We start from the raw sequence: 11,446 nt of genomic DNA on the forward strand, positions 1-11,446 counted from the left end.
CGCCGAGGCCGTCGCGGGCGGGCGGGTCGGCACGCTGTTCCACGCCGGGACGCACCGGCCGTCCACCCGTGATCTCTGGCTGGCGCACGCGACCACCGGCCAGGGCAAGCTGATCCTCGACGAGGGGGCCGTGCAGGCCGTCGTCCAGCGGCGCAGCTCGCTGCTGCCCGCGGGCGTGACGGGTGTGCGCGGTGAGTTCGCCGCGGGCGACCCGGTCGATCTGTGCGACCCGTCCGGGCGGACGGTCGCGCGGGGGCTGGTCAACTACGACTCCTCGGAGATTCCCGAACTGATGGGCCGTTCGACGCGCTGGCTGGCGCGCGAGCACGGTTCGGAGTACGAGCGCGAGCTCATCCACCGGGACCGCCTCGTCATTCTGCATCGCTGAACTCCCCGGCCCCCCGAGTTGTCCACAGGCACGGTCGTCCACCACGGTCGTCCACAGGGTGAAACGCGGGTGTGCCCCGATCCGGGGCACCATAGGATCCACCGATCGGGTTCGCACAGGTGAGCCCTCCGAAGCAAAGGCGGAAACGCGATGAGCGAAGGCACGCGCGAGCAGGTTCTGGAGGTGGCGGCGCGCGGGCGTGCCGCGGCGGCTGACCTCGCTCCGCTGCCGCGCGGCGTCAAGGATTCGGCGCTGCACGCCATCGCGGACGCGCTGACGGCCCGCGCCGAAGAGATCCTCGCCGCGAACGCCGTGGACGTCGAACGGGCCCGCGCCGCGGGCACCGCCGGCTACATGATCGACAGGCTGAGCCTGAGCGCCGACCGGCTGGCGGCCATCGCCGCGGCCGTCCGGAACGTCGCGGGGCTGCCCGATCCGGTCGGGGAGATCGTCCGCGGGTACACCCTGCCGAACGGGCTGGAGCTCAAGCAGCTCCGGGTCCCGCTGGGCGTGGTCGGGATCATCTACGAGGGCCGGCCGAACGTCACCGTGGACGCCGCCGCACTGACCCTCAAGAGCGGCAACGCGGTGCTGCTGCGTGGCTCGTCGTCGGCGTACGACTCCAACGTCGCGCTGGTCCAGGTCATGCGCGACGCGCTGGCGGGCACCGGGGTCCCGGTCGACGCGATCCAGCTCGTGCCGGGCCGCGACCGCGAGTCGGTCAAGCATCTGATGCGGGCGCGCGGCCTGGTCGACGTGCTGATCCCGCGTGGCGGCGCCTCGCTGATCAACTCGGTGGTCGAGGAGTCGACCGTGCCGGTGATCGAGACGGGGGTCGGCAACTGCGCGGTCTATGTGGACTCCGCGGCCGATCTCGACGTCGCGCTGAAGATCCTCATCAACGCCAAGGCGCAGCGGCCGTCGGTCTGCAACGCCGCCGAGACCCTCCTCGTCCACCGCGACATCGCCGACGCGTTCGTGCCGCTCGCCCTGACCGCGCTCAAGGACGCGGGCGTCACCGTCCACGGTGACGAGCGGATCGCGGCGTACGGCCCCGACGTCGTCCCCGCGACCGAGGAGGACTGGCGGGTGGAGTACCTCTCCCTCGACATCGCCGCGGCCGTGGTCGATTCGCTGGAGGACGCCGTCAAGCACATCCGGGCCTACGGTTCGGGCCACACCGAGGCGATCGTCACCACGTCGCAGCAGGCGGCCAAGCGGTTCGTCGCGCTGGTCGACTCGGCGGCAGTCGCGGTCAACGCCTCCACCCGGTTCACCGACGGTGAGGAGTTCGGGTTCGGCGCCGAGATCGGGATCAGCACCCAGAAGCTGCACGCGCGCGGTCCGATGGGCCTGCCGGAGCTGACGTCGACCAAGTACGTGTTCACCGGCGAGGGCCATCTGCGGGGAGTCTGAGCACCACGGGTCCGAACCTCAGCAGAGTGACATCTGGCCAACAGATGTCACTCTGTGGTTTCATGTTTCCTTGTGACCCCCGACACCCCGCCCCTCGGCAACCCCGTCTCCCGCCGCAAGGTGCTCAAGGGCGCCGCGCTCGGCGCCGTGACCTCCGGCCTCGTCGTCTATCCGGGGCGTGGCGCCGGGGCCAAGCCCGGGCTGCGCGGCCCGTCCGCGGGCACCACCCTCGAACGCGCCCTGCGGCTGGGCGCGCCAGGCAAGGGCGGCTACCGGAAGGTCGTCGCCGGTCCCGGCGAGCCCCATCTGCTCCGTGACGATCTGGGCGGCGCCGCCGCCCGGGGGCGCGCCACCAAGCGGACCCCGATCGTCGCGTTCGCCCATCTGACCGACGTGCACATCGTCGACGCCCAGTCGCCCGCCCGGGTGGAGTACCTCGACCGGATCAGCGACCCGGGCGGCCTGCTGTCCGCGCTGCCAGTCGGCGGTGCCTACCGGCCGCAGGAGATGCTCACCACGCAGGTGGCCGAGAGCATGGTCAGGGCCGTCAACCGGGTCGGCCGCGGCCCCGTCACCGGCGCGCCGCTCGCCTTCACGATCAACACCGGCGACGCGGCCGACAACGCCCAGTACAACGAGGTCCGCTGGGTCATCGATGTGCTCGACGGCCGGCGCGTCCGCCCCGACTCGGGCGACCACCGCAGGTACGAGGGCGTCATGGCCTGGCCCGACAGCCGGTTCTGGCATCCCGAGCCCGGTCTCCGCGATCAGCCCACCAGCAAGTACGGGTTCCCGAAGCTCCCCGGCCTGCACGACGCGGCCCGCCGGCCGTTCGACGCGACCGGTCTGCGGACCCCCTGGTACGCGGTCTACGGCAACCACGACGGGCTCATCCAGGGGAACCTGCCGCATCTGCCGCTCTTCAAGGAGCTGGCCGTCGGCGGAATCAAGATCGTCGCACCGATCTCCGAGGCGCAGGAGCGCGAGCTGACCGCCGTGCTGAAGCGCGGCGACAAGGCCGCGATCAAGAAGATGACCGCGAGCCGGTCGGGGCCGTTCCGGCAGGTCACGCCCGACCCGTCCCGGCGGCTGCTGTCGCGCGCCGAGGTGGTGCGCGAGCACGGCGTCGGCCACGGCTACACCGCCGCCAACCTGCGTGACGGCACCGCCTACTACGGGTTCGACCGCGGTGTGGTGCGAGGGATCGTGCTCGACACCTGCAACCAGGCCGGCTACGCCGACGGTTCGCTCGATCGCGCCCAGTTCGAGTGGCTGGAGCGGGAGCTCGTCGCGGGCTCCACCCGCTACCTGGACAAGTCCGGCAAGCCGGTGAAGCACTCGGCGAAGGACAGGCTGTTCGTCCTGTTCAGCCATCACACGCTCGACACGATGTCCAATCCACTGGGCGGTGGCCGGGTGCTCGGCGCCGAGATTGAGAAGCTGCTGCTGCGCTTCCCGAACGTCGTGCTCTGGGTGAACGGCCACACCCATGTCAACGAGGTGGCCGTGCACCGCCGCAAGAGCGGCCCGCCCGGAGGCTTCTGGGAGGTCAGCACCGCGGCCCACATCGACTGGCCGCAGCAGAGCCGGCTGATCGAGCTCGCCGACAACCGCGACGGCACCCTGTCGATCTTCGCGACGGTGCTCGACACGTCCGCGCCGGAGTCGGCGTCCCGGCTGTCCGACCCGGCGAAACTCGCGTCGATCTCGCGCGAACTGTCGGCCAACGACTGGCAGCGCGACGTCAAGGCCGCGGGCAAGGCCGAGGACCGCAACGTCGAACTCCTGCTCCCCGCCCCCTTCTAGCCGCCTAGTCGTCGCATGAGAAAGGGCGAGCCCGATGGGCTCGCCCTTTTCGTGTCGCGCTGGTCAGGCGTTGGCGTCGCCGTTGGGGCGGCGGCCGAACCGGTCGAAGACGGAGCCGGCGAGGTCGGCGGCGCCGCCCGCGACATCGCGGACCTTGCCGACGAACGGGTCGGAGGTGGCGTTCCAGGAGTCGCGGTAGGACTTGGCGGCGTTCTTCACCTCGTCGGTGAACGAGGCGTTGGGGTCGTCGCCGCGGCGCGGGTAGTCGCCCGCCAGGATCGCCTGGTACTCCGCGGAACCGTGCCACTTCATGATCTCGCCGAACCGGATCACGGCGAAGGGGTGGGTGCGGCGCATCAGGTTGAGGAACTTGAGGAGGCCGTCCCGCAGGTCGCCGGACTCGTCGTACTCGCGGGCCTGGGCGAGGAACGCCTCGGTCGACATCTCGTGGAGCCGGGAGCCGCCCGCCATCTTCATCAACGCGCGCTTGACCGCCTCGACGTCCTGCCCGGCGAGCAGCCCGGCCCGGTCGGCGGAGAGCTCGGACTTGCGCTGCCATTCCTGCAGGCCCATGAGGATCGCGCCGATCGCGATGTTGCCCAGCGGCACCCACGCCAGCCGCGCGCCGAGCCCCGTCAGGATCAGCGCCATCTGCCGGTAGACCGAGTGCCCGGACAGCACATGGCCGACCTCGTGCGCGATGACGTACCGGAGCTCCTCGTCGTCGAGCAGGTCGATCAGCCCGGTGTTGAGGACGATGAACGGGTTGTCCGTGCCGATCGCCATCGCGTTCGGCTGCGGGTCCTGGATGACGTAGAGCTCGGGGACCTTCTCGGCGTCGAGGATGTAGCAGGTGTCGCGGAGCATGTCGTGCATGTTCCGGAACTGCTGCTCGGAGACCCGGACCGCGCCGCCGAGGAACATCAGCCGGATGGCCCTCTCGCTGATCAGGCCGGAGAGCTTGCGGAGCACGGTGTCGAAGCCCGTGAGGGACCGCAGGGCGACGAGCGCCGACCGGTCCAGGGGGTGCTCGTAGGCCCGGGAGGAGATTCCCGGGAAACGAGTGCGGGCACGATCGGGGGTGTTCGTCATGTCGGGCATGTTATTTCGGACGAACGGCTCCAGACCAGGGTTCCAACGAGATCTATCGCAAGTTCGTTCTTCTAAGCCGGGTGATCTCCGCCCAGGTCAGCGCCGGAACCGGGGCCGTCCCGACCGTCCCGGAACGGCCTGCTTTAGGCTTGGTCACCATGAGCAAGCGCCGGATCGGCATCATGGGCGGCACTTTCGACCCCGTCCATCACGGCCACCTCGTCGCCGCGAGCGAGGTCCAGCACCTCTTCGATCTCGAAGAGGTCGTCTTCGTCCCGACCGGCGAACCGTGGCAGAAGGCCGACAAGCAGGTCACCCCCGCCGAGGACCGCTATCTGATGACGGTCATCGCGACCGCTTCGAACCCGCGCTTCCGGGTCAGCCGCGTCGACATCGACCGCGGCGGCCCCACCTACACCCTCGACACGCTCCGCGACATGCAGGCCCTGTTCGGCCCGGACGTCGAGCTCTACTTCATCACCGGCGCCGACGCCCTGGGCCAGATGCTCAGCTGGCACAACGCCGAACAGATGTTCACCCTCGCCCATTTCGTCGGCTGCACCCGTCCCGGCCACCCGCTGCAAGATCCAGGGCTGCCCGCCGACCGGGTCAGCCTGGTCGAGGTCCCCGCCCTGGCGATCTCCTCCACCGAGGTCCGCGACCGGGTGGCCGCCCACCAGCCCATCTGGTACCTCGTCCCCGACGGCATCGTGCAATACATAGCGAAACGGTCCCTGTACACCCCTGGCGGATGACCCGCGATCCATAACTGTTAGGTCCACTCGGCCGGTCCGGCTAGGCTGGAGCAGCTCATATCGGCAATTTGAGAGGGACCACGACCAGACCGTGACCGCATCCGAGAGAGCCGTGCAGCTCGTCAGGCTGGCCGCCGAGGCCGCCGCAGACAAGCTCGCCGACGACATCATCGCCTACGACGTCAGTGACCAGCTTCAGATCACCGACGCCTTCCTCCTGTGCTCCGGCTCGAACGACCGGCAGGTCGCCGCGATCGTCGACGAGGTGGAGAAGCGCCTGCGCGAAGAGGGCGGCGCCAAGCCCGTCCGCCGCGAGGGCCAGCGCGAGGGCCGCTGGGTCCTGCTGGACTACATCGACCTGATCGTGCACGTCCAGCATGAGGATGAGCGCAGCTTCTACGCGCTCGAACGCCTCTGGAAGGACTGCCCGGCCGTCGAGCTGCCCGCCGACATCAACGCGCACATGGCGCAGCGAGCCCGGGGTACCGCTTGAGCGACTCCCCGGCGCGCAACGCGAAGCGCAAGATCGTGCTGTGGCGGCACGGCCAGACGGCCTGGAACGTCGAGAACCGGTTCCAGGGCAAGACCGACATCCCGCTGACCGAGACGGGCGTCGCCCAGGCCGAGCGGGCCGCCCGGCTGCTGGCCGCCCTGAAGCCGACCGCGATCGTCGCCTCCCCGCTGGTGCGGGCGGCTAACACCGGCCAGGCACTCGCCGACCTCACCGGCCTCACCCTCTCCTACGACGCCGACCTCAAGGAACGCGACGGCGGCGAATGGGAAGGCCTGACCGGTGTGGAGATCCGGGCGCGCTACCCCAAGGAGCACGCCATCTGGCAGCCGCCGGGCGGCGAAACGAGCGCCCAGGTCGCCAAGCGCGTCGGCGCCGCGCTCGAACGTGCCGTCGCCGACGTCGAGGACGAGGGCGTGCTGGTCGTTGCCTCGCACGGCGCCGCGCTCCGGCTCGGCATGTGCCACATGCTCGGGCTTCCCGAGGAGCTGTGGGAGCGGTTCGGCGGTCTGTCGAACTGCTGCTGGTCCGTGCTCGCCGAAGGCCGTTCCGGCTGGCGGCTGGTCGACCACAACGCGGGGACCCTGCCCGAACCGATCATGAGCGACGACAGGGCCTGACCTGCCCGGATCGACGGTTCGAAGGACCCGCCGAAGTCCTATATGCTTATCGAGCGCTGGGGATGAAAGTCACCAGCCGCGAGGGGCTATGGCGCAGCTGGTAGCGCGCCTCCATGGCATGGAGGAGGTCTGGGGTTCGAATCCCCATAGCTCCACAGGAAAGAGAAAGAGCCGTCACCGGAAGCGTCCGGGGGCGGCTCTTCCGCTATAGGCGGGTGTCATGCAGAGGTGGGTGTCATGCGCGAACTGATTCTGGCCTCCGGGTCGAAGACACGGCTGGCGATGCTGCGGCAGGCCGGGCTGGCCCCCGAAGTGATCGTCAGCGGGGTGGACGAGGACGCGATCACCGCCCCGTCGACCGGAGCGCTGGTCCTGGACCTCGCCAGGGCCAAGGCCCGCGCGGTGGCCGTGAGCGTCCCGGACGCCCTCGTCCTGGGCTGCGACTCCCTGCTGGACTTCGAAGGCCAGGCGCAGGGCAAACCGGAGTCGCCGCAGGAGGCCCGCGGCTGGTGGCGGGCCCGCCGCGGCAAGACCGGCTACCTGCACACCGGCCACTGCGTGATCGACACGGCGACCGGCCGGGAGGCCGCGGCCGCCTCGGTGACGGCCGTACGCTTCGGTGAACCGACCGACGCCGAGATCGACGCCTACCTGGCGACGCCCGAACCCGCCCAGGTGGCGGGCGCGTTCACCATCGACGGCCCCGGCGGCTTCTTCGTCGAGGCGCTGGAGGGCGACCACGGGACGGTCCTCGGCCTCTCCCTTCCGTTGCTGCGCCGGCTGCTCGCCGACCTCGACGTCCCGGTCACCGACCTATGGACGTTCTGACCTCCTTCTTCTCCGGCCCTGCTCACGCCGAGACGGGCGTCCCATGCCGGGCGCAGGACTCGGCGTAGGCCGCGGGCGTCATCCCGACGGCCCTGGTGAAGTCCCGGATGAAGTGGGACTGGTCGAAGTACCCCAGTTCGACGGCGACCTCCGCCCACGGTCGGGTGTGCTCGGCCGCCAGCCGCGCGGCGGCCTCGTGGAGCCGGTACCGCTGCAGCACCCACTTCGGAGTCACGCCGACGTACCGCTGGAAAAGCCTCTGCAGCGACCTGGGCGACAGCGCGAACCGCTCCGCGACGTCCTCGACCCGTGCGACGGACCGGTCGTGCAGCATCGCGTCCACAATGTCCCCCACGAACGCCACCTGCGGGTCGGGCTCGGGCCAGTGCTCCCGCAGATGGAACTCCGCCGCCGCGACCAGCTCCTCCAGACCGTCCGCCCGGGACAGGTCATGCGCGAACAGTCCGGCGTCGACCTCGCCCCAGAGCGCCGCCAGCGGAACCCCCGAGTCGGTGATCTCCGCCAGCGGCCGGCCCAGGAACGGCTGGAAACCACCGGGCCGGAACTTGATCCCGAACACCCGGCCCGTGCCCTCGCACGTGTAGGTGAACAGTTCCCGCCCCACCCCGAACGCCATGAGCGCGCCGCTGTCGTAGACCAGGTTCACGCAGGGATGCGGCAGTAGCGTGACGGGCCCGCTCAGCCCGTCCGGCAGGCTCCACGACGTCATCCAGTGCCGTTCGACGTACTCGGTCAGCGCGTCGGCCGCAGGCACCCGTTCCAGCAGGAAATCGAAGGCCGGGCCGTTGAGCAGCCCGTGCTCGCTCGTCGTGTGTCGTGTTCGTCCAATCCGGCGTCCGCTCACCCGACCAGGATGGACCATATGACCGACAGAATTCCGGCCCCCGAGGGCAGCCAGCGTCTTGTCACCTTCTTCGTCGTCCGTGAGGCGGCCAAGGCGATCGCCTACTACGAGGAGGTCTTCGGCGCGAAGACCCTTGCGCGGGTGGATCTCCCGGACGGCACCGTCGCCCACGCCGACCTCGATCTGGACGGCACCCGTCTGCAGCTCAGCGATCCGATGGACATCCCCGGCCTCGCCCAGCCGCTGACGGAGGGCAACGTCTTCACCCTCACCTACTGGACGGCGGACCCGGACACGGTGTTCGACCGCGCCGTCGCCGCGGGGGCGACGGCCATGTCACCGGTCGACGACACCTTCTCCGGCGACCGGATGGGCGTGATCCGCTGCCCGTACGGGATCCGCTGGTGCCTCGCCCGCCATGACCGCGACGTCCCGATCGAGGAGATCCAGGCGGCTGTCCTGAGCTGGATGTCCGGGAACTCCTGACCGCCACGGGGCGATCGCTTTGCCCCGGTTGGGGGAGGCCTCCGGTGAGATGCTGACTTTCGGGGGTTCTCAATGACGACTGGACGTGAGGTCCATCTGGTCGCCCGGCCGGTGGGCGAACCCAATCTGAGCGACTTCGCGGTCGTCGAGCGGCCGGTCGAACAGCCGGGACCAGGGGAGATCCTGGTCCGCAACGACTGGATGTCGGTCGACCCGTACATGCGGAGCCGGATGAACGACGCCAAGTCCTATGTTCCGCCGTTCCAGCTCGGCCAGGCCATGGACGGGGGAGCGGTCGGCACGGTGATCGCGTCGGAAAGCCCGGAGATCCCGGTCGGGGCGACCGTCCTGCACGGGTTCGGCTGGCGCGAGTACGCGACCCTCCCGGCCCGTTCGGCGCGGATCGTGGACACCGGACTCGCCCCTGAACAGTCCTATCTGAGCGTCCTGGGGATGACGGGCCTCACCGCGTACGCGGGGCTGAAGGAGGTCGCGCCGGTCGGCGACGGGGAGATCGTCTTCGTCTCGGGGGCGGCCGGCGCGGTCGGTTCGGTGGCGGGCCAGATCGCACGGAAGCTGGGCGCCGTCCGGGTGATCGGTTCGGCGGGCGGCCCCGAGAAATGCGCCCGGCTCCGCAACGACTTCGGGTTCGACGCCGCCATCGACTACCGGGCCGGCGACCTCGTCGGCCAGCTCGCCGAGGCGGCGCCGGACGGTATCGACGTCTATTTCGACAACGTCGGCGGGGAGCAGCTCCAGGCCGCGATCGGGGCGCTCCGCCCGCACGGCAGGGTCGCGCTCTGCGGGGCGATCGCCCAGTACAACGCGACCGGGCCGGTGCCGGGGCCGAACAATCTGGCGCTCGCGATCGGCAAGCGGCTGACGCTCCGCGGCTTCATCGTGGGCGACCACAACCATCTGATGCCGGAGTACATCGCGCAGGCGGCCACCTGGCTGTCCTCCGGCGATCTCCGGGCGGAGGAGACCGTCGTCGACGGCATCGACAACGCCGTCGAAGCCTTCCTCGGCCTGATGCGCGGCGCCAACACGGGAAAGATGCTCGTCCGTCTCTGACGGGGAACGCAAAAGGCCGGTGCGAGTGCACCGGCCTTTTCACTGTGGAGCTATGGGGATTCGAACCCCAGACCCCCTCCATGCCATGGAGGTGCGCTACCAGCTGCGCTATAGCCCCGCCGCCAGGCATTTCCTCCTGGCAACGAGACAGAAGCTTACAGGCGAGTCGGCCGGAGCGCGAATCGGAATCTCAGGCCCCGTTCCGCGGTCCTGTCTCCTGGGGGTCGTGGGCGTCGCCGGGCCGTCGATGGCGAACCCAGTGCCAGGCGCGGGTCCGTGCCGGTTCCGGAGGCGCGAACATCCGGAACCGGGTGGCCAGCCTGCGGTTCCAGCCGGTGCCGAGCAGCGCCAGCGCCAGCAGCCCGCACCACTGGATCGCGGTGGCCACGAGCGTCGTGGTGCCAGCGGTGGGGTCGATGGTGCCGTGGTGGCGGGCGAACGAGAGCCTCCCGGTCTCGATCATTCCGGCGAGGGCGTTGCCGATGCCGGGCATGGCGTCCCAGAGGCCGTGCAGCAGCGAGACCGCCCCATAGGAGAGCCAGAACTCGGGGCCCAGCCGCCAGCGGTTCGGCTGGGACGCGTAGAACAACAGCCCGCCCAGGATGCTCGTCCAGAGCCCGTGGCCCAGCGGAGCGACGAGCCCGCGCAGGATCTCGGTCTCGACCATGCCGCGGAGGTTGGCCCCGTCCTCGCTGAGGAACGCGCTGAGCGCGTAGCCGGAGCTTTCGAAAGCGGCGAAACCGAACCCGACCGCCGCGCCGAGGACCATGCCGTCCCTGGGAGTGCGACGCCGCAGGTTCCGGCAGACCACCATCAGCGCCAGCAGCTTGCTTGCCTCCTCGATCAGCCCGACGCCGACGTAGAGCCAGACCGACAGGGTGTCGAGCAGATAGGTCTCCAGCAGTGACGCGCAGAGCGTGCCGAGCACCCCGCCGGAGACGAACGCCCGGAACAGCAGCCCCAGCGAGACCTCGTCCTGCCGCCCGTTCTCATACGCCCAGGTCACCCAGGCGACCGGGACGACGTAGCTTCCGAGCTGGGTGATCGTGGGAATCTGGTTGATGTTGTCGGTCAGCAGATAGGTGAGGACCGAGGCCGCCCACAGCAGCAGGCCGACGCAGAGGACGAACAGCCATGTCCTACCGGGCCTCGTCTGCGCTCTCCACCAGCGATCGAACGCGCCCAGCGGCATCGCCTCCTCCTCTCCGTGATCGCGTACCTACCCATAGTGAATCTTTCGGAACCGTGGTTTCGGCGAGACGCGAGCGGGGGAGAACCCTCGGTTTGACGGCTCTCTCAGGGCCGCGTAGAGTTCTTCTTGTCAGCCGGACAGGCCGACACTCCCTGAGACTCGAACCGGCTCGAAAGAGCGGGTTTGGCAGGCCCGCAAGGGCTGGTAAGTTAGAAGGGTTGCTCTGAAAAGAGCCCGCAAGGGTGGTCGACAGAGCGAGACCGTTTCTTGAGAACTCAACAGCGTGCTAAAAGTCAGTGCCAAATAATAGGTGGCTGGGCTTCGGTCTGGTCATCGATCCTCGTCTGAGGATTTCTTTGAGGCAATACGGACAATTGATGAGACTCTCTCTCGCCAGAGAGGGTTTTGCCAGA

Annotated in this window: 12 protein-coding genes and 2 tRNA genes; 10 read left to right on the forward strand and 4 right to left on the reverse strand. The window is 69.6% G+C overall.

The genetic code is table 11. The annotated features are described in order from the left end of the window. From ACYVE7_RS19210 to ACYVE7_RS19220, 3 genes are all read left to right on the forward strand, one after another. Positions 1 to 388: PUA domain-containing protein (locus ACYVE7_RS19210; RefSeq protein WP_460366328.1), on the forward strand; the 388-nt coding region annotated here is incomplete at its 5' end. A gap of 150 nt (positions 389 to 538) precedes the next feature. Next, positions 539 to 1,804 (forward strand): glutamate-5-semialdehyde dehydrogenase, encoded by a 1,266-nt coding sequence (locus ACYVE7_RS19215; protein WP_460366329.1) that lies wholly within the window; start codon positions 539 to 541, stop codon positions 1,802 to 1,804. 72 nt (positions 1,805 to 1,876) lie between these two features. Continuing rightward, positions 1,877 to 3,610, forward strand: coding sequence for a TIGR03767 family metallophosphoesterase (locus tag ACYVE7_RS19220; RefSeq protein WP_460366330.1), 1,734 nt, complete (start codon positions 1,877 to 1,879; stop codon positions 3,608 to 3,610). A gap of 63 nt (positions 3,611 to 3,673) precedes the next feature. Here ACYVE7_RS19220 and ACYVE7_RS19225 read toward each other — a convergent pair whose 3' ends face one another. Further along, the gene (locus ACYVE7_RS19225; protein ID WP_460366331.1) at positions 3,674 to 4,711 is read right to left on the reverse strand and encodes a M48 family metallopeptidase; all 1,038 of its coding nucleotides are present in this window, start codon (positions 4,709 to 4,711) and stop codon (positions 3,674 to 3,676) included. A gap of 149 nt (positions 4,712 to 4,860) precedes the next feature. Between ACYVE7_RS19225 and nadD the strand changes: the two genes are divergently transcribed. From nadD to ACYVE7_RS19250, 5 genes are all read left to right on the forward strand, one after another. Then, entirely contained in the window at positions 4,861 to 5,457 is a 597-nt protein-coding gene (gene nadD / locus ACYVE7_RS19230) for a nicotinate-nucleotide adenylyltransferase (protein ID WP_460366332.1), read from the forward strand. Between the two features lie 91 nt (positions 5,458 to 5,548). Beyond that, positions 5,549 to 5,950, forward strand: coding sequence for a ribosome silencing factor (gene rsfS, locus ACYVE7_RS19235; protein WP_460366333.1), 402 nt, complete (start codon positions 5,549 to 5,551; stop codon positions 5,948 to 5,950). Continuing rightward, entirely contained in the window at positions 5,947 to 6,588 is a 642-nt protein-coding gene (locus ACYVE7_RS19240) for a histidine phosphatase family protein (RefSeq protein WP_460366334.1), read from the forward strand. Before rsfS ends, ACYVE7_RS19240 begins: the two co-directional genes overlap by 4 nt. Before the next feature lie 82 nt (positions 6,589 to 6,670). Continuing rightward, positions 6,671 to 6,743: transfer RNA gene (locus ACYVE7_RS19245), tRNA-Ala, on the forward strand. Between the two features lie 82 nt (positions 6,744 to 6,825). Beyond that, positions 6,826 to 7,416, forward strand: a complete 591-nt coding sequence (locus tag ACYVE7_RS19250; protein ID WP_460366335.1) for a Maf family protein — start codon at positions 6,826 to 6,828, stop codon at positions 7,414 to 7,416. A 22-nt stretch (positions 7,417 to 7,438) separates the two neighbouring features. Here ACYVE7_RS19250 and ACYVE7_RS19255 read toward each other — a convergent pair whose 3' ends face one another. After that, positions 7,439 to 8,281, reverse strand: a complete 843-nt coding sequence (locus ACYVE7_RS19255) for an AraC family transcriptional regulator (RefSeq protein WP_460366336.1) — start codon at positions 8,279 to 8,281, stop codon at positions 7,439 to 7,441. Between the two features lie 18 nt (positions 8,282 to 8,299). On the opposite strand from ACYVE7_RS19255, the gene ACYVE7_RS19260 reads away from it, so the two are divergent. Then, positions 8,300 to 8,767, forward strand: coding sequence for a VOC family protein (locus tag ACYVE7_RS19260; protein ID WP_460366337.1), 468 nt, complete (start codon positions 8,300 to 8,302; stop codon positions 8,765 to 8,767). 72 nt (positions 8,768 to 8,839) lie between these two features. Further along, a complete protein-coding gene (locus ACYVE7_RS19265; protein WP_460366338.1) occupies positions 8,840 to 9,841 on the forward strand; it encodes an NADP-dependent oxidoreductase in 1,002 nt (333 codons plus the stop codon). A 45-nt stretch (positions 9,842 to 9,886) separates the two neighbouring features. Here ACYVE7_RS19265 and ACYVE7_RS19270 read toward each other — a convergent pair. Further along, positions 9,887 to 9,959: transfer RNA gene (locus ACYVE7_RS19270), tRNA-Ala, on the reverse strand. 72 nt (positions 9,960 to 10,031) lie between these two features. Continuing rightward, complete coding sequence (locus tag ACYVE7_RS19275; protein WP_460366339.1) at positions 10,032 to 11,033, reverse strand: PrsW family intramembrane metalloprotease; 1,002 nt, start codon at positions 11,031 to 11,033, stop codon at positions 10,032 to 10,034. Between the last annotated feature and the right edge of the window lie 413 nt (positions 11,034 to 11,446).

Source organism: Actinocorallia lasiicapitis, assembly GCF_054778695.1.

Coding starts and splice junctions, on each gene's coding strand:
- ACYVE7_RS19225 (WP_460366331.1), bottom strand. CDS start 4,711: ATGCCCGACATGACGAACACCCCCGATCGTGCCCGCACTCGTTTCCCG.
- ACYVE7_RS19215 (WP_460366329.1), top strand. CDS start 539: ATGAGCGAAGGCACGCGCGAGCAGGTTCTGGAGGTGGCGGCGCGCGGG.
- ACYVE7_RS19260 (WP_460366337.1), top strand. CDS start 8,300: ATGACCGACAGAATTCCGGCCCCCGAGGGCAGCCAGCGTCTTGTCACC.
- ACYVE7_RS19265 (WP_460366338.1), top strand. CDS start 8,840: ATGACGACTGGACGTGAGGTCCATCTGGTCGCCCGGCCGGTGGGCGAA.
- ACYVE7_RS19275 (WP_460366339.1), bottom strand. CDS start 11,033: ATGCCGCTGGGCGCGTTCGATCGCTGGTGGAGAGCGCAGACGAGGCCC.
- ACYVE7_RS19250 (WP_460366335.1), top strand. CDS start 6,826: ATGCGCGAACTGATTCTGGCCTCCGGGTCGAAGACACGGCTGGCGATG.
- nadD (WP_460366332.1), top strand. CDS start 4,861: ATGAGCAAGCGCCGGATCGGCATCATGGGCGGCACTTTCGACCCCGTC.